Source organism: Paraburkholderia sp. J69-1, from assembly GCF_905220255.1.
In the GTDB taxonomy this organism is placed as follows: domain Bacteria; phylum Pseudomonadota; class Gammaproteobacteria; order Burkholderiales; family Burkholderiaceae; genus Paraburkholderia.
On the sequence record NZ_CAJMZG010000019.1, the window covers coordinates 145,116 to 162,871 of the forward strand.

Below are 17,756 nucleotides of genomic sequence, written 5' to 3' on the forward strand. Positions count from 1 at the left end.
CCACGATCCCCAGCGATCGCTTGCGCTCCACCGCGCCGCACGGAGTGAAATTGCGTCGTTCGCTGCTATCATCGACGCGAAAGATGAGGGCACTCGTCGCTTTTATGAGCGGGAGAGTCTCCTCGCATTGCCCGATCAGCCCATAAAGCTATTTCGGCCGATAACTGACATCCGGCGGCTCTTCTTGTGATGCGCGACCTGACCGAGGAATGCCTTCGAATCCTGAACAAGGGCTTTTTCGAGATCACCGATCCCGGCCCACTCCATCAGCCAATTCGTAGCTTTTCGATCCGCCGGGACGAAAAGCTGAACCTTATCTTGGAGACTGAGGCCGCCCCCAATGCGACGTCGGCGGCGATCAATCTGCCGCCAGGCACGGTTCGTTTGACGAACGAGCGGGCGCTCCTCCGGAGCGTGGGTGGTCTCGAAGGGGAATTCTTTGGGCTGATGCCCTACAGTCAGAATCGCCAGACCCTCGGTGTGACCGAGCAGCCTCTCAAGGAGCTGGCTCGGGTCCATGTCGCCAAGACAAATAACCCGTCCGGGGCGCCCGCGGCATACGTCATCGACTGGCTCGAAAATCTGCCCACGAGCCCATACGTTTGGCCAGCGGCTTCCGACGTGGTTACCAGAACCATCACCACTCGAAGAATTTCTCTGAACGACGGCATCACTATCGCGAGCGATACCGAACATTCCAGCACCTCGTGGAACTCCGCCAAGGTGACGGTGGATGGCGCGACCTTCTACGTTTGCGCGCTCGACAGAGAAGACCGCCCCGGCGCCATCAAGCCGGGGTGCATCGTCTACGATGGCGCCCCAGACGACCAGTTTCGAAAGAAGGTCCGAACAGGCCTTTCTTTCGCGATGGGCGTGTACTTGGTCGATCTCGGCACAACCCACTACGATGCCGAATGGAACATCGTGTCCACGCTCGCACGGAGCGCCTACAGCCTGCGCCGCCATGCCTTCGACATTGAAACTCTCCAGCTCGCGCCGCTCGGCGACCGCTTCCTGAATGAGCTTGGTGCCCCACAACTGTCAAAGGCGATCCAGGCATTTGTGACGGCGTTCGACTCCCTAGATCTTGCGAACCTGCACTGGGCCTTCTGGCATGCCTGCGCCGCCACTCCGCACATCGCGCCCGCTCACTTCGGCGCGGCGATCGAGGGTTTGCAGAGTGCCTACACCAAAGCCAACCCCGGAAAGGTGCAAGAGGGCTGGGCCACCCGAGACGAATGGAAGATCCTCAAGACTGCACTCAGCGCCGTCATCGACGGCGGCAATATCTCCCCTGAGGCGAAGACGGCCTTGAAGAATAAGCTGCCTACCTTCAATGGCATCGATCAGCGTCAGCGGCTGAAAGACGTGATGGCTGCCTTGAACCTTGAGCTGGGCGATGATGAGGACGCCGCGTGGCGCCGACGGAACAAAGCCGCCCATGGCACGCCGATCCCACAGGGTCAGGAGGTGGCTGCGATCCGGGACATGAAGCTGCTGAGGGGGCTGTTCCAGCGCCTACTGCTACGGATGACCAACGCGGCTGATCAGTACATCGACTACGCCTCGCCCAACCACGAATACCGGCCTTTGCGTCAAGCGCCGCCGACCATCGGTTAAGCGTCGGTGAATTCGCTGTCGAAACCGATGTCCGCCACGGGCTGGGTCAGAGCGTGGTCTTCGAGCGCACTGTGGAAGTAAGTGGTCGGCGAGGCGCGGATGCGGCGGCAGCACTCCAGAAACGGCCGTTGCAGTCGGACAAGTGCGAGCGGCGGCTAAGGGTCGCACTGCGACTCTCGCCTCAGCTCGGCATGCGCTCACGCTAAGTCAATTCACATGAGACACCCCACAGCCACTAACGGACCCTCCACTTCGGCTACAAGATCGCTAACAATGGGCGCCGGGAGTAATTAGAAGTCGTCTAGGGCGCTACTACACATGCAACTTCAATCAAGCGTCCCTCTCCTACTATACAAATGAAGAGGGAGCTTCGATAAATCGCGATCAGACTTGCGCGCGCGCTGGCGCGGCAGCTTGCGATACACCCGTTTGCACAGGGGAGCGGGTCATGGTGAGGACAATGACTGCACCAGTGATGAGCAGGAGACCGGCAATACCGAATGCCCAGTCGTAGCTGCCCGTCGCCTGGATAACGTAACCCGTGGCGATCGGCGCAATCATGCCGAAGATGTTGCCGCCTACGACAACGAATGCCATTGCCTTGGCGACGTCTTTTGCGTTCGGCAGCATATCGTTAAGGAGCGCAAAATTGAGAGACGTCGTAGAGGCGATGCCAGTGAGCGTGATGGAGAAGACAACGAGCAGCATCGGAAGACTCGTCGTAAATGGCACAGCGAGAATTGCCGATCCTGTCAGCATGGCAATCGCGACAGCGTTACGTCTCGCACCGGTACCGACACCCGTTTTCTTCAGATGCTGATCACTCATCCGGCCAACGAAAATACACAGAATGACAGCTGCCGCGTAAGGCACCGCAGAAAACAGGCCCGTATGCGTCAGGCTGAGATGACGTGTCGATTGAAGGTAGCTCGGCAGCCAGGTCAGGAAGAGATACTGCGTGTACACGTTGCAACCTTGCGTAAGGGCAAGTCCCCAGATCGTCTTCGACTTGATGAGGTTACGCAGGCCCGTCGTTGTGCTCTTATCCGTCGTGTCGTCCACCGGCTTCGACCCACGCTCACGCACGATCTTTTCCCGCTCTGCATTGCCAAGCCAACGTGCCTTTTCAGGCGAGTCGAAGAATATCAGCCATGCTGCAAGCCAGACAAAGCCGATTCCGCCGGCTATGACGAAGGACACGCGCCAGCCAAACGCGGCGATGAGCGACCCAAGCAACACGGAGCAGATTGCAGGGCCAGCGTACGAACCGCTGTTGGACATCGAAGTCACCATGCCGCGCTCACCAGCAGGTATCCATTGACGAATGACCTTCGCGGTAACAGGATTGCTGGAGGACTCCCCAGCACCCATGACAAGGCGAGCAGCAATGAGCGAGATAAAACTATTCGCCGCTCCCGTCAGGGCCGTCGCAGCGGACCAGACAAAGATACCGACACCGGCCATCTTCTTTGTCCCCAGCCGATCAATCAGAATACCCATCGGAAGGAGAAAAAGCGCATAGCTCCAGATAAACGACGAGAACAAATAGCCCATGCCGACTGCCGACAGTTTGAACTCGTGTTCGATGGGTTTAGCTGCGATGGAGAGCGCGATGCGATCCATGTAGTTGATCATGGAAAGCGAAAAGAGAAAAACGGCTATCCAGCCTCGGCGATATGACATGGTTGTCTCCGCGATACCTCCGACCTCAAGGTTTCCCCGGACCGGATTAAGTGTTTTGTTATCACAAAACGCAATTCAGACTTTAAAAAAACGCCGCGGAATCCGCGACGTCGTCCTGCCTTACTTCCTTACTTTTTTCCTACAAATACTTCACGAGCATGAACTTTCGCTTTTCTGGCACCCTCGATGTGATCTCTGAGCAAGCTTGCTGCCTTCAGAAGATCCTGCCGTGCAATCGCGTCAAGAATTGCGAGATGCTCCAGGGATTGCTCCTGTCGGGGCTTTCGGGCTCGAGCCTGCCGATACTCGACTAAGCGGCGCAGGCGATCCATCCGACGCACCGATTGGGCAATAAAGCGATTGCCAGACCACTTGGCGATCGTTTCATGGAATTCGCTGTTCGCCTCGAACAGCTCCACAGAGTTCATGGTCAGGTAGCCAGAATCAACGATGAACTGCTGACGGCGACGCAGGGCGGCAAGCTCAGCAGCATCGGCCTTAAAGGTCGGAGAGAGCACGCCTGTCGGCTCGATCGACGCCCGAAAGAGATAGCTCTCTTCGTATGCTTCAACCGAATCGATCATCGGCATAAATTGCCAGCCGTGCCCAACCTGACGCTCCAGCCATCCCTCCTCCTGCATTCTGGACAGCACCCGACGAAGTTCACTGCGCGAAACGTCGTACTGTCGCATCAGGTCGGCTTCGGTCACGACATCATCAAGACGTTTCGCCAGCCGGTCTTCCGCAATCTTCAGATACAGCGGGTTGTCCGGCTCATTGAAAAACTGGGCCGCGATGTCCGTCACATCCCGCGCGGCCTTTTCCATGAAGAAACCGCGGTTCGCGTCGTAATAGACGACCCCCAACGACACGAGGTGATGGAGTGCCACGTTGACCGGAGTCCGCGACGTTCCAATCTTCTCGGCAAGAAGCGACTCGGCCAATCTGTCCCCAACGGCCAGGTCTTCACGCCTCGCAATTGCCAGAATTTCCCTGACAACCCGCGTCTGCAGCGGGGTAAGGCTTTCGGTAGAGGCAGCATCCATGTTTTCGGCACACGACAAGGGATTGGTCAACGCCATCACAACGGATGACGAAATTTCATAATCAACCAATGATTTTGCCATTTGCATGCTGCCGGTGGGTTGCCCCGCCGCACCTAGGGTAGATCCAGCAACGACATGATTGCGTTTGCTTATTGCGTTTCATGATCATAGAATGCACAGACAGGGAACGCAACATATAGTCGCAGGCATTCAGGAAAACCCTGGTTCATCGATGCGCCGGCCGTTCATGGCGTCCGTACGTCGTTTTGAGCCAACTCCCTTGCCAGCCCGAGCAATCTTAGTGAAACACCATCATGCAACGCACATTCGCTTATGTAGGCTGCCGCACCACGCGGGATCGCAATGCCCAGGGCACTGGAATCTCAGTGTTCGAAGTCCACTCCACCGGAGTCTGGAGTCATGTTCAAACGCTGGCGCCGCTCGTGAACCCAAGTTTTCTGGCGATCCACCCTGATCAGAAGACCTTGTACACGGTCCACGGCGACAACGAGTCAGTTAGTGCATTCTGTATCGACCAGTTGTCCGGTCAGATCAGTCCCTTGAACAGTCAATCAGGCATCGGGCGCAACCCCGTACACCTGTCATTTAGCCGGGAGGCCGCTGCATTGGTTATCGCGGGATATGCAACTGGCGATGCGACCAGGATACCGCTCTCCGATGATGGTTCTTTGCAGGCGCCCCAAACGCCCCCGATTCGTTTCGAAGGCTCCCCCGGCCCCCACCGAGTCGAACAGAAGTCCTCCCATCCGCATCACATTCCCCGCTATACGACACGAGAGCGCGATTCGGACTGGCACATCGTGCCTGACAAAGGCCTTGACACTGTATCTGCGGTTCGTTGGCTCGACGACGGTACAGGCGTCGTCCGTAGCAGACATACGCGTGAAGGCGCGGGACCACGCCACGTCGCGTTCCATCCACGCCTGCCTTTGCTCTACGTGGTCAACGAACTGCACTCCACACTTACGACGTGGTCGTTCAATCCGGTCAGCGGTGACCTGGAACCGCTACACACGAGTTCCGTCATTCCGCCAAATCATCACGAGCTGACACGCGCTGCAGCAATTGCAATCGCCGCCGATGGAAGCAAGCTATACGTGACCAATCGGGGTCACGACTCCATCTCGACAATTTTCCTCGATGGAAAAAGCGGCTATCCCATTTCAGTTGAGTGGACATCAGCTCAAGGGAAATGCCCTCGATTTCTTTGCCTCGGACCGGACAACAAATCACTCTATGTCGCCAACGAGAACTCGCATCTGATCGCCCAGTTCCAGATTGACGAGTCGGGTGTACCCAAGCCAACTGGGCGAATAGTTTCTACCGGCAGTCCGGTATGCATCGTATTCAACACCGTCGACGTATAGGGCCACTGCGTAGCATTTAGATTACTCGCCGCATGCCGCTTCCAGTTCAGCGGCATGCGGCTACTCCAGCTTCGCCGGATGTGTGCTCGTGGTCTTCGTTAGTTTCCTCTGGGATAAACGTCGCATCTGGGCACGCGAGCGGAGCCGATGAAGGAGATGATGATTGGCTGAGACACAGGGCCAGTAGACACCCGACTCGTTTTGACGCGCCATCACTGAGCGAGCCCTGCAGCGCGTCACCCCATTCATCGCCCCACTGCTTCGCTCTCAATGAAGCCAGCACTCGATGGAAATACGAGTTCCCGGTTGGGCGTCGTCAATACGCAAGGAATACCCATGCAGGTTCACGACTGCGGCGACAATGCTGAGTCCGAGGCCGGACCCAGGCAGATGTTGTGTGCGCTCCGAGCGAAAGAAGCGCTGGAGCACTGCGCTACGCTCGCCGGGTGGAATACCAACGCCTGTATCAGAGACCTCAATGCGAGGGCCCTCTGGACAACTGATCAGGGAAATCTGGACCGCCCCGCCCGCCGGTGTGAACTTCACTGCGTTATCGACAAGGTTGCTCAGTGCCTCAAAAAGCAACGCCCTATCTCCGCGCACGATATCGTTCGCATCAGAGCGTAAAGACAATGTCAGGGCGCAGCTCTCAGCCAGGGGTTCAAACAACTCGTCTATGTCGCCAAGGAGCTCGCCGAGCTTGATATCTTCAAATCCGCCCCGGCGACTTAGCGTACCGATCTCCGAGATCCGCATCATCGCCCGAAACCTGTCCAACAGGTGATCAGTCTCGCGTCGAACATCCAGAATGCGTTGATTGAGGTCTTCGTCCGCGTAGCGTGCAGCCTTATCGGAAATGTGCGCGAGCTTGGCACGAACGTGTGCAAGTGGAGTACGTAGATCGTGTGCGATGCCATCGCAAGCCCCCTTTACCTCTCCCATCAGCCGCTCAACTTCACCCAGCATATGGTTCACAAGGTGCGCAAGCATATCGATTTCATCCGCCCCTTTGACCGGCAGACGCTCCGCAAGATCACCTGCTGCGATACGCCGAGTCACCGTCTGGATTTCGCTGATCCTGGCGCGCTGCCGACGGTTCAAAAGCCATGCGAAAAGGACGCCAGCCAAGAGGCAGAGGCTACCGACCACAATCAAGGCGTTAATCGTGCGCCGCTGAATACTCAGGATATGTGTCAAATCATGCGCGACGATCAGAATCTGACCGTTGGGACGCCGCAGTACCATGGCTCGGACAACAGGTGAAGTCTGCAGGGCGTCGATTGAAAGCGTGTGCTCAAAGGTTGCGCCTGTGCGATCACTCGGCATAAGCTTTGGCAACATGGCGACATTGCCCGCAACGGCCTTGCCATCCTGATCGAACAAGCCATAAAACGCTGTGTGCTGATGCTCATGTGCAAGCCGGTCGCGTATCGCGCCCTCTATCTCACCCGGCGGAAACGCATCGAAGTAGTTCAGTTGCCATTCAATAATCAAATCTGTACTACGCTCCATGGTCTGGGTGGTTGATACACCGATAAAAGCGAGCAGGAGCATCACTGCGACCGAAAACAGGGTTGCGTAAGCGGCAATAAAGCGCGAACTTGAAGATCTCCATTGGTGCCGTACAGGCATGGCAGCGCCGTCGCTGCTATCTTTTTCTGAAGATGAGGAAGCCTCACCTCGTTTTACAAAAGCATTCATCGGTGACCTTTTCTGTTGCGATGGCTGTCGCGTGTGACGCCGAATTCCTGTTGAGCGAACCGCGATGCCTGATTGCCATCTGATCTGACAAAAACGCATCTACCCACGACGCTCACCTATGACAAGCAGCGTAGGAGCGCACAGTTCACCTTCATAAATCTTACGTCTGGATGAGAGGAACCTGACGATAGATATCGAAACCCTTTTCACGCCACTCGACGAGGTTGCCCCGCTTGCAAATTGCATTTTATATACGTAGAATGCACAAGTCGATCAGCATTCGATACTACTGCCAAGCCTGCACCACCGTTGCTCGAAGCCTTCAGCTCGAGCACGTCGAATAGCATCACGCCCGCTGGTTTCGCGTTAGCATTTCAAAATTCTCACACACAGAACTCTTAAGGCCACATATAAAACTGGCCTTAAATTCCTGTTTCTTTTTCATTGATAATTCGTTGTCCTATTAAACAATCTTTAACTTAAGGACTTCTCGAATTTCAGCCATCTTCGCGCCTCTCTATCCGAGAATTCATGCCTGTTACGAGTGATGAGGTGAAGCATGAAAAAGGCAATGGCCGTTCGCATGATCAACGAATACGGTGCACCGTCAGTATGTTTTGAGATGGACGGAAACGCTGCACTCTTCGATGCTGAAGAGCTCGACGGGCTCATCGAAGAACTCTGCAGGATGCGATCGACCATGCGCCCCGGTGTCCCGCACACCCCCTCTCGAACACACCAGTACGTAATGGAGATGAATCCGTCCTGGTACACCGAACGCACTCCGCTCTTTGATGGCGCTGCCCTATTTCTACGTCACAGCGGACTTGGCTGGGCATGCTTCGCGCTGCCTGTAGAGAGCTTGCAGAAGCTCGCGGATGCGCTCTACATGCACATTCGCGAAAACCGCGCAATGCAGCCCCACCTCACGCTCAATTAAGCCACGGCCAAACGCGAGGTAGACACGATGAACCAGCTCCAGGCAATGCGAGTTTTCACGCGCGTCGTAGACGTCGGCAGCTTTTCTCTCGCAGGTAAGCAGCTAGGCATATCGCCAGCAGCGGTGACCCGAAGCATCAACATGCTTGAAGCGCATCTGAACATGCGGCTCCTCAACCGCTCAACGCGTAGCAATTCGCTCACGGAAGCAGGAAAGATTTATCTCGATGGTTGCAGAACGGTCATCGAAAAGCTCGATGAGCTCGACTCGGAATTGTTCCGCGCAACGCGAGATCCAGGTGGACAACTCCGCATCGCTGCGCCTGCCGCATTCGCCAACACCGAGCTTACTTCGGCACTAGCCGAATATCGCCTTTTGAATCCTCGTGTCGAGTTCGAAGTCGTGACTTATGACACAGCGATCGACCTGATCGAAGGCGGGTTCGACGTCAGCTTCACGACCGATCGACACCAGATTGGCGCGAACCTCATCAGCAGACCACTCACGTCCTTACAACACAGCCTGGTAGCGGCGCCCAGCTGGATCCGTCATAACGGCGCTCCCAGAGCTCCGAATGAATTGCCAGAACATCACCTCCTTTCCACCGCTGATCATCCGAAGGCGCTTGAGATGGTAATGGCGGGGGCTTCGTATCGCATCCACTTCCGCGGTCCGTTGTCTGCCTCCCACTATTCCGTCGTGCGATCCGCTGCGATCGACGGTATGGGAATCGCGCTACTGCCAGAGCTGTCCATTTCAACGGACATAGCGAGCGGAAGGCTGGTCCGTGTCCTGGAAATCTGCTCGTTCAATTGTCCTGGCGCCGAGCTTCGCCTCGTCTATTCCGGTCGCAAGTATCTGTCAGTAAAGGTCAGGAATTTCATCGACTTTGTAGTCGAACGCTACAGGACGAACTGCGACGCGCAATCCGGACAATTGATCGCTGCGGCGGCTTGAAGGAAGTCAGTATGCTCCAACCCAGTTCCCCACGACCCATGCCGAAAATTCTTGCCATCGAAGCGGAGACGCCCGATGACCGAAGCTTCACTGCTGCCCTCACTTCAACAGGCCTTAGCGTAGACGTTGCAACCTCCGGGCGCGAAGGCATCGCGAAGGTCATGGCGGGTGAATACGATGCCATCGCGCTAGATCGCTGGCTCCCCGACCTTGACGGTGTGAAGGTTCTTACAACCCTGCGCGGCATTGGCATCGAAACACCCGTCGTGATCATCAGTGCGACCACCGCGGTCGAAGAAAGAATCGAAGGCTTGCGATCCGGTTGCGATGACTATCTGGCACGCCCATTTTCGAATGACGAAATGATCGCCCGGATCGAGGTCGTTATGCGGCGCAGGAATGGACCGACTCAGGCGCCTCACGTTCTCAAAGTGGGCCACCTTTCGCTTGATCTTCTCAAGCAGAGACTTTCCTGCGGAAAGAACGCTGTGCGTCTGCGCCCGACCGAAAAGCGACTGCTGGAATTCATGATGCGTAATGCCGGCCGAGTGCTGACGCGCACAGCAATACTGGAAGGCGTCTGGGGCAGCTCTTTTGACCCCGGAACAAACCTCGTGGACGTGCACATTGGACGCTTGAGAAACGCCATCGAGATTCCGGGTGAGCAACCACAGATCCGGACCGTGCGAGGTGTTGGTTACATCCTTCAGGAGTAACCACTCTTTAGTCGCATCGCCCCCAGATTACCCCAGTGACGCCGCAGCCATCCGCGTCATCGCAAGAACCTGCTGCAAACCGAGACATGAACTTGCAGTTTCGCCGCCTAATAAAGGGCGGTCCGCCTGAACCGAGAGGTATTTCAACGTGAACCTTCACCGAAATGCTTCGCCTTTTACCGACATGCGAACTCGTATCTCCAGAACAGTCAAATGAACGCCATAGTTGAGGTTGCCCTTCGCCGGCCACTAACCTTCGTCGTGATGAGCATACTCATCGTGCTGACAGGTGTGGTTTCGATCGTGAAGACGCCAACGGACATCTTCCCGTCAATCAAGATCCCCGTTGTTGCCGTCGTCTGGACATACACCGGTCTTTCCCCGCAGGATATGTCCGGTCGTGTCGTTTACTACTACGAGCGCACGCTCACCACTACTGTTTCGAACATCGAGCATATCGAGAGCCAGTCGGAATACGGTCGTGGCGTCGTCAAGATCTTCTTCCAGCCGGGCACCAACATTGCCGCTGCTCAGGCGCAGGTCGCGTCTGTTTCCCAGACCGTCCTGAAGCAGATGCCCGCGGGCATCACTCCGCCACTGATCATCTCGTATAACGCCTCGTCAGTTCCTGTTCTGATGCTTCAGGTCGCGGCGAAGAATATGACGTCGGCCCAAGTCTACGACATGGCATCGAACCTGATCCGGCCGGCGCTCGTTTCCATCCCGGGCGCGGCTATCCCCACGCCTTTCGGTGGCACGACACTCAACGTCGAAATCGATCTGGACCAGACCAAGCTGCTATCCCATGGAATTTCAGCAGTCGACGTAGCCGCAGCGCTAAAGCGCCAGAACGTCGTTTTGCCCGCTGGCGACCAGAAAATTGGTGCACTGGATTTCATGGTGCAGACAAATTCGACGCCCGCGGAAATATCGACGTTTAACAACATGCCGATCAAGACCGTCAATGGTGCCACTGTGTACCTTCGCGACGTCGCGCACGTCTATCGCGGCCCCCAACCGCAAATCAATGCGGTGCTCGTGAAAGGCAAGCAGTCAGTGCTCATCGAAGTGCTAAAGAGTGGCGATGCTTCGACGCTGAGCGTCGTCGCGGGCATCAAGAAGGCGCTGCCGGGCATCATCCGCACGCTGCCTGCGGGTGTCTCGATTACACCGCTGAACGACGCATCCGGCTTCGTTAAGGACTCGGTTCGAGAAGTGATCCAGGAAATGGCAACGGCAGCCATCCTCACGGGCCTGACCGTCCTTCTGTTCCTGGGGAACTGGCGCTCGACCATCATCGTCGCGACGAGTATCCCCCTGGCCATTCTTTGCTCGATCATCATGCTGCACCTTACGGGTCAGTCTATCAACGTGATGACGTTAGGCGGACTTGCATTGGCGGTCGGGATCCTGGTGGACGATGCCACAGTGATGATCGAGAACATCGACGCTCACCTTGAATCCGGCGCCGAGCTGGAGCCAGGCATCATCGCGGCAGCCAACCAGATCGTCATTCCGACTTTTGTGGCAACGCTCTGTATCTGTATCGTCTGGCTTCCGCTTTTCCAGCTTGACGGCATTTCGGGCTATCTGTTCAGGCCGCTTGCAGAAGCTATCGTGTACGCGATGATCGCGTCGTTCATTCTTTCCCGGACCCTCGTACCGACGATGGCTGCGTGGCTCCTGCGTGGCCATGTTCACGGTCATCATGGCGCACCTGAAGAAAATCCGGGATTTTTCAAACGGTTCCAGCGTGGATTCGAACAGCGCTTTACAGCGTTTCGCGAGAGCTATAACGGTGTTCTCTCTCGCGCCGTCGAAAACCGGAAGAGATTCGTTACGGTTTTCATGGTGTGCACCGTCGCATCCATGGGTCTCGTGGCGTTTCTGGGACAAGACTTCTTCCCCAGCATCAAATCGGGCGAGATTGACATGCACATGCGCGCGCCGATCGGCACGCGGCTGGAGGAAGCAAGCAAGATTTCTGTACTCGTGAACCAGCAGATCCGCAAGCTCCTTCCGGGGCAGGTGACTAACCTGGTCGACAACTGCGGCCTGCCGGTGAGTGGCATCAATCAGGCATACAACGCAGATGGCACGATCGGACCTCAGGACTGCGACATCACCATCGGCCTGAAGAACGATGCCTCGCCGGTGGATGACTACCGGTTCAAACTGCGTCAGGAGTTGCCGAAACTGTTCCCCGGCACGGAGTTCTCTTTCCTCCCGGGCGACATTACGTCGAAGGTACTTAACTTCGGCTTGCCTGCTCCAATCGACATCCAGATCTCCGGGCGCGGTCAGGCTGCGAATCTCGCCTTCGCACAACAGGTCGCGGCGCGTATCAGAAAGATCCCCGGTGCCGCGGATGTGCACATCCAGCAGGCATTCAACGAGCCCACTCTCGAGTTCAAGGCAGACCGCTCGTTTGCGTCCGGCATGAATCTGACCGAAGAAAACATTGCGAACAATGCACTCACAACACTTTCGGGTAGCGGACAAACTGCGCCGACCTATTGGCTAGATACGGCAAACGGTGTCTCGCACATCGTGAACATGCAAACGCCACAAAACCAGCTCAGCTCGCTGAATGACCTTGAGACTGTTCCAATTGATTCTGGGGGCGGTGCTCTTGACGGTCAGAAAACGCAGATTCTCGGTGCCCTTGGCACGATTTCTCAGACTGGTTCGCCGCTGCTGGTGTCGCACTACAACATCCTTCCTGTCGTCGATATCTACGTAACGAATCAGCGTCGAGATCTTGGTGCCGTCTCGAACGCGGTCGCCAAAGTTGTAGATGAAATGCAGAGCCAGGTGCCTCGCGGAGCGAGTATCCATATTCGTGGGCAGGCAACGACGATGCACTCCGCCTATGCGCAATTGCTCGGCGGACTGGTGGTGTCGGTTGCGCTCGTATATCTCGTGATCGTTGTGAACTTCCAGTCGTGGCTCGACCCGTTCATCATCATTACAGCGCTTCCCGGAGCGTTGGCCGGTATCGTCTGGAGCCTGTTCCTCACACATACGGCCCTATCCGTCCCGGCGCTCACTGGCGCGATCATGTGTATGGGCACCGCGACCGCGAACTCGATTCTCGTTGTCTCGTTTGCACGTGAAAGGCTCGCTGAACACGGCGATGCGGTACGCGCGGCAATTGAGGCCGGTTACGCCCGTATCCGCCCGGTGCTGATGACGGCACTCGCGATGATTATCGGCATGCTGCCGATGTCCCTTAGTAACTCGCAAAACGCACCGCTTGGCCGCGCCGTGATTGGCGGCCTCCTTGTGGCGACGTTTGCCACGCTGCTGTTTGTCCCCTGCGTTTTCGCGATCATGCATCGCAAGAAAGAAGATACTCTGGAGTCCATCTGATGAACGTTCGTGAAGAAATTAATACGCAGACGAGTTCGCGACCGAAGTTGCTTGCACTCGTTGCCGCCATCGTGCTCGCAGGCCTTGTTGTATATGGCGTAGTCGAGCGCCATGAAAATGTGTCGAGCCTTCAGACTGTCGCGGATGATGAGGCAGTGCCGAAGGTGCAGATTGTCACGCCTTCGCAGGGGCCCGCGACGCACGCCGTGTCGCTACCTGGAGACATCAAGGCGTGGTACACCGCGCCGATTTACGCGCAGGTCTCCGGCTATGTGAAGAAGTGGTACGTCGACTACGGAACTTTCGTCAAAACAGGAACGCTTCTGGCGACGATCGACGCCCCGGCAGTGGATCAGCAATACCAGGCAGCAACTGCGAACCTCGCGGTTGCTGAAACCAGCAGCAAGCTGGCCGAGGTTACGGCCAAGCGATGGAAGTCGCTTGAGGGTACAGAAGCAGTTGCCCAGGAGGATGTCGACATCAAGGTTGCCAGCGCCGAGGAAAAGAAAGCGCGCGTAGAAGCGGCCAAGGACGAAGTCGCCCGATACAAGGCGTTTGAACAGTTCAAGAGCATCGTCGCTCCGTTTGATGGCATCGTCACCGCCCGTGACACCGACGTTGGCAATTACGTCAACGCAACTGGTGGCGATGTGAGCTCGCACGGCTCCGCGGACGAACTGTTTTCCGTCGCAGACGTGCACGCCATGCGCATCTTCGTCTCGGTACCGCAGGACTACTCAGACATGCTCAAGCCTGGCCTGACGGCAACTTTCACGGTTCCCCAGTACCCAGGCCGGGAATTCTCCGCAAAGTTGCTGACGTCAGCCAATGCCTTCGATCCTCGCACGCGCACAGTCGTGACGGAGCTCGTCGCCGATAACGCGGACCATCAGCTATGGCCGGGTACGTACGCAACTGTTCACTTCAATGTTCCTACTGACAAGAACGTGGTCGTCATCCCCGAGCAGGCGCTGCTGTTCCGCGAAGAAGGCATGCAGGTGGCCGTCGTTCGCGACGACGGTCGGGTACATCTTCAGAACGTCAAGCTGGGGCTGAATCTTGGGCAGACGGTTCAAGTCACATCCGGGCTTAACACAACCGACCGCGTGATCATCAGCCCGTCGGCCGGCATCCTGGAAGGCCAGAAGGTCGATGTGGTCGCTGGTGCTTCAGGAACTACTCCGAAATCGAGTGTGGCCGCTCTACCGCGTACAGCCAACCCCGAATCTGGAAATGTCGAGAATCCCCAAAGCGACCAGAAATCATGAGTCTCCTCAAGTCACTTTTTCTCCGCGCGGGGCTGCTTATTGGAGCGGTCGTACCGCTCGCAGCGTGTAGCCTTGCACCGACCTACAAGCCGCCGCATGTCGCCATTCCGGCTGCCTACAAAACCGTGCAGGCACCATTTGAGCCAGCGAACCCGAGCGCCCAGCTTTCACAAGGGCCGTGGTGGACTATTTTCAACGACGCTGAGCTAAGCGGTCTCGAAAAGCAGCTGGATGCGGCAAATCCAAGTCTTTTGGCCGCGCAGGAAACGTACACCCAAGCTCGATCCGTCGTGGCAGAAACACGATCACAACTGTTCCCTCAACTGAGCGCACAGGCGTTTGGCTCGTTGAACGGGCAGTCGAAACATGCACTTTTCCATAATCCGTCATCGTTGCCAGTCGAAGAGTCCTCGCTAGGCTACGGCGCAGCCGCGTCCTGGGAGCCCGACCTCTGGGGAGAAATACGGAACAGGACACAATATGCGAAGGACAACGCGCAGGCAACCGCAGCCCTGGTAGCATCCGCCAAACTGGGGCTTGAACTTGAACTCGCAGAGGACTACATCGAGCTGCGTGGCCTGGACACCGAGCAAGCGCTCTACAAAGGTACGCTCGACTATTACGGTGAGGCAGTCAAGATCACGCAGCTGCGCTACGACAGCAAGATCGCGGCAGGCCTCGACCTGGAAAGAGCGAAGGATCAACTCGCAAGTGCACAGGCGGCTGATACCGACGTCCAGGCAAAGCGCGAGGTGCTCTCGAATGCGATCGCCGTACTGACGGGGAACAATCCCTCCTCCTTTGAGATCCCTGTTGACGCACTGTCAAATCTGTCGGTGCCAGCAGTTCCTGCAGGTGTACCGTCAACGTTGCTTCAGCGGCGTCCCGATATCGCTGCGGCAGAGCGTCAGGTCGCAGCGGCTAATGCCGCTGTCGGCGTGGCTCGCGCAGCTTTCTATCCAAATATCAAACTTGGTGCTGATTTCGGGTTTGTCGATGATGGCCTCGCACTTGCCGCCCTGCCTGAAAGTGTATGGTCCATCGGATCCTCTGCCGTAATGCCTCTGTTCGAAGGGGGGCTCCGGCGAGCCGAGGAACAACAGAGCTGGTCAGCTCTTCGACAAGCAACTGACAGTTATCGTGCAACGGTATTGCAGGCGTTTCAAGAAGTCGAAGACCAGCTATCGTCGACAAATAAGCTCGATACAGAATCAACGCAGCGCAAGGATGCCGTCACTGCGGCCTTGAAAGTGCAGACGACCGCGATGCAGCTGTATACGAGTGGGCTCGATAATTACCTGAATGTCGCTGTTGCACAGAAAAGTGCGCTGAGCGCGGAACTGTCTGCGGTGGAGCTGCAGACACGCCGATTGCAGACAGCAGTGAAGCTTGTCGGTGCATTAGGCGGAGGCTGGACAGTCGCAAACATGCCTACCCCTGACCAAACCGTTCCATTTTCACCTTTTGGCATTGGCAACTCCGCCGGAAAAGCGAAGCAACAATAGCCCCGATGGGACACTATCGCCGGGTTTGAAGGTAAAGCACCCTGTCAATTGCGCGCGGGTTCATGTCTGAATGGCACGGTACACAAAAATTGTTGCAACGGTCGTGGCACCGTGATTTCTCTCAGCCCCGACATCATGAGTAGATCGTGTCAGGCGGCTTCGTCTTCCTGATGCGAACACGTTGCTGTTCCCCCGAGGCTCACTGCCTCGTTCGCGGCTCTGGCGGCTGGAACCCGGCCAGAGCCGCATTTTTTCTCCTCCGACAGGCAGCCACAATTAAAAGAGGGCCGCACCGATTGAAATTAATTGCGTTTTATGAGCACATAGTACATTATTCCCACCAGACGGATCGGGCACTGGCTGGTGCTTACTGGACTCCTCCTCCAGCGATTCGTCTGCTCATGCAGTGTCGTGTCTATGCATCTTTGAAGCTTTCAGCGTTCCCAGCTCCCATAGATTTACATAGGACTACAGTTAAAGAACGCATGATGGCCGCGGAGGTTATTGTTTTGACACTCATCGCCTGAATCTACATTCGGCTGACCGACATATCCACACGGCAAAACTACTGAGAGGCGACCAGCGCAAGCCGCTGTGTAGCGCTCATTGGGGATGTTACTGACTGCGCCCCATCAATAACGCTCCTGAGTCCGCCCCCGCCGCCAGACTTCATTGCCTTGATGAGACACAACAGCTCCGCGTTGAATTCCGCAATGACACGCACGGCAATCACTGAGCTCACAGGAGCGGGTGCATTGCGGGTTGCGCTAAACCTGAGCAACGATCTGCTCGTTCGGAAAGCAGATCTACCCGGCTCGTTTGCGGGACTTGGTGTTGAAATCGCACGACATCTCGCCACGCTGCTGCACACGCCGCCAGAGTTTGTCGTGTATGAATCAGCAGGTGCTGCCTACGCGGGCGCTGAGCGCGACGAATGGGACATTGCGCTGATCGCGAGAGACCACGCGCGGGCTCAGCGCGTGACCTTGACTCGCCCGTATCTTCTGCTCCCGGCTGCCTACGCAGTACCAGCCTGTTCTGGGATCTACCGCAATGATCAGGTCGATCAACAATCGACTCGCATTGTCGTCGAACGAAACAGCGTACATGACCTCTATCTCAGCCATTCGCTGGAGTTTGCAACGATCCGACGCGTTCCTACGTTTGCTGATCTGTTAGACATGGCAAGATCATCAGCGTATGTTATCGCGGCTGACCGACACCGGCTCGAGCGTGCAAATGCACCTGCAATGCATTTGCGCCTGCTCAAGGAACCCACCATGTTCGTTGAACATGCGATCGGAACGCCTCGCGGCCGGCACGCCGCCGCTGCTCTCCTCGATGCGTTCGTGCACAATCTTTTAAGCACCAAATTTATCGAATTCCTGCTCGATCTACATGGCATCGGATGCGAGTTGACCGTCCCAGACGCACATTTCGACAGTCATTCCTTGATTCAATCCAAAGCCCAGCAGCCTGCTGACGCATAACGCACCATAACAGCCCCAACCAAGCTATCCACAACGCTGGCAATGAGTTCTGCTAGCAACAGTCTGCCTT

At 56.5% G+C, this 17,756-nt stretch carries 12 protein-coding genes; 9 read left to right on the top strand and 3 right to left on the bottom strand.

Annotated features, from left to right (window positions below):
- Window positions 1-189 precede the first annotated feature (189 nt).
- Window positions 190-1,620: a hypothetical protein gene (locus U5A67_RS29535; protein ID WP_321817084.1), complete on the top strand. Its 1,431-nt coding sequence runs from the start codon at window positions 190-192 to the stop codon at window positions 1,618-1,620.
- A gap of 384 nt (window positions 1,621-2,004) precedes the next feature.
- On the opposite strand, the gene U5A67_RS29540 is transcribed toward U5A67_RS29535, so the two are convergent.
- Together U5A67_RS29540 and U5A67_RS29545 are read right to left on the bottom strand one after the other, a co-directional pair.
- Window positions 2,005-3,303, bottom strand: a complete 1,299-nt coding sequence (locus U5A67_RS29540; RefSeq protein ID WP_321817085.1) for an MFS transporter — start codon at window positions 3,301-3,303, stop codon at window positions 2,005-2,007.
- Between the two features lie 128 nt (window positions 3,304-3,431).
- Complete coding sequence (locus U5A67_RS29545; RefSeq protein ID WP_321817086.1) at window positions 3,432-4,430, bottom strand: GntR family transcriptional regulator; 999 nt, start codon at window positions 4,428-4,430, stop codon at window positions 3,432-3,434.
- A gap of 233 nt (window positions 4,431-4,663) precedes the next feature.
- On the opposite strand from U5A67_RS29545, the gene U5A67_RS29550 reads away from it, so the two are divergent.
- Window positions 4,664-5,737, top strand: a complete 1,074-nt coding sequence (locus U5A67_RS29550; protein WP_321817087.1) for a lactonase family protein — start codon at window positions 4,664-4,666, stop codon at window positions 5,735-5,737.
- A 267-nt stretch (window positions 5,738-6,004) separates the two neighbouring features.
- Here U5A67_RS29550 and U5A67_RS29555 read toward each other — a convergent pair whose 3' ends face one another.
- Window positions 6,005-7,369 (bottom strand): HAMP domain-containing sensor histidine kinase, encoded by a 1,365-nt coding sequence (locus U5A67_RS29555; protein ID WP_321817118.1) that lies wholly within the window; start codon window positions 7,367-7,369, stop codon window positions 6,005-6,007.
- A 628-nt stretch (window positions 7,370-7,997) separates the two neighbouring features.
- Here U5A67_RS29555 and U5A67_RS29560 point away from each other — a divergent pair.
- The 7 genes from U5A67_RS29560 (at window position 7,998) to U5A67_RS29590 (ending at window position 17,686) form a co-directional block, all read left to right on the top strand.
- The gene (locus U5A67_RS29560) at window positions 7,998-8,378 is read left to right on the top strand and encodes a hypothetical protein (protein WP_321817088.1); all 381 of its coding nucleotides are present in this window, start codon (window positions 7,998-8,000) and stop codon (window positions 8,376-8,378) included.
- Between the two features lie 27 nt (window positions 8,379-8,405).
- Window positions 8,406-9,335 carry a LysR family transcriptional regulator gene (locus U5A67_RS29565; protein ID WP_321817089.1) on the top strand — a complete coding sequence of 310 codons (930 nt, stop codon included), beginning with the start codon at window positions 8,406-8,408 and terminating at the stop codon, window positions 9,333-9,335.
- Window positions 9,336-9,373: 38 nt separating this feature from the next.
- Window positions 9,374-10,051 carry a response regulator transcription factor gene (locus tag U5A67_RS29570; RefSeq protein ID WP_321817090.1) on the top strand — a complete coding sequence of 226 codons (678 nt, stop codon included), beginning with the start codon at window positions 9,374-9,376 and terminating at the stop codon, window positions 10,049-10,051.
- Between the two features lie 213 nt (window positions 10,052-10,264).
- Window positions 10,265-13,423 carry an efflux RND transporter permease subunit gene (locus tag U5A67_RS29575; RefSeq protein ID WP_321817091.1) on the top strand — a complete coding sequence of 1,053 codons (3,159 nt, stop codon included), beginning with the start codon at window positions 10,265-10,267 and terminating at the stop codon, window positions 13,421-13,423.
- Window positions 13,423-14,691, top strand: a complete 1,269-nt coding sequence (locus tag U5A67_RS29580; RefSeq protein ID WP_321817092.1) for an efflux RND transporter periplasmic adaptor subunit — start codon at window positions 13,423-13,425, stop codon at window positions 14,689-14,691. The genes U5A67_RS29575 and U5A67_RS29580 overlap by 1 nt, the downstream gene beginning before the upstream one ends.
- The gene (locus U5A67_RS29585) at window positions 14,688-16,196 is read left to right on the top strand and encodes an efflux transporter outer membrane subunit (protein WP_321817093.1); all 1,509 of its coding nucleotides are present in this window, start codon (window positions 14,688-14,690) and stop codon (window positions 16,194-16,196) included. The genes U5A67_RS29580 and U5A67_RS29585 overlap by 4 nt, the downstream gene beginning before the upstream one ends.
- Window positions 16,197-16,909: 713 nt before the next feature.
- On the top strand, window positions 16,910-17,686 hold the full coding sequence (locus U5A67_RS29590; RefSeq protein ID WP_321817094.1) for a transporter substrate-binding domain-containing protein: 777 nt from the start codon (window positions 16,910-16,912) through the stop codon (window positions 17,684-17,686).
- Window positions 17,687-17,756 lie beyond the last annotated feature (70 nt).

Bases quoted from the DNA above. Each gene is read 5' to 3' on its own strand.
- U5A67_RS29575 (WP_321817091.1), top strand. From the start codon at position 10,265: ATGAACGCCATAGTTGAGGTTGCCCTTCGCCGGCCACTAACCTTCGTC.
- U5A67_RS29560 (WP_321817088.1), top strand. From the start codon at position 7,998: ATGAAAAAGGCAATGGCCGTTCGCATGATCAACGAATACGGTGCACCG.
- U5A67_RS29555 (WP_321817118.1), bottom strand. From the start codon at position 7,369: ATGCCTGTACGGCACCAATGGAGATCTTCAAGTTCGCGCTTTATTGCC.
- U5A67_RS29590 (WP_321817094.1), top strand. From the start codon at position 16,910: ATGACACGCACGGCAATCACTGAGCTCACAGGAGCGGGTGCATTGCGG.
- U5A67_RS29585 (WP_321817093.1), top strand. From the start codon at position 14,688: ATGAGTCTCCTCAAGTCACTTTTTCTCCGCGCGGGGCTGCTTATTGGA.
- U5A67_RS29580 (WP_321817092.1), top strand. From the start codon at position 13,423: ATGAACGTTCGTGAAGAAATTAATACGCAGACGAGTTCGCGACCGAAG.
- U5A67_RS29570 (WP_321817090.1), top strand. From the start codon at position 9,374: ATGCCGAAAATTCTTGCCATCGAAGCGGAGACGCCCGATGACCGAAGC.
- U5A67_RS29565 (WP_321817089.1), top strand. From the start codon at position 8,406: ATGAACCAGCTCCAGGCAATGCGAGTTTTCACGCGCGTCGTAGACGTC.
- U5A67_RS29545 (WP_321817086.1), bottom strand. From the start codon at position 4,430: ATGGCAAAATCATTGGTTGATTATGAAATTTCGTCATCCGTTGTGATG.
- U5A67_RS29540 (WP_321817085.1), bottom strand. From the start codon at position 3,303: ATGTCATATCGCCGAGGCTGGATAGCCGTTTTTCTCTTTTCGCTTTCC.
- U5A67_RS29550 (WP_321817087.1), top strand. From the start codon at position 4,664: ATGCAACGCACATTCGCTTATGTAGGCTGCCGCACCACGCGGGATCGC.
- U5A67_RS29535 (WP_321817084.1), top strand. From the start codon at position 190: ATGCGCGACCTGACCGAGGAATGCCTTCGAATCCTGAACAAGGGCTTT.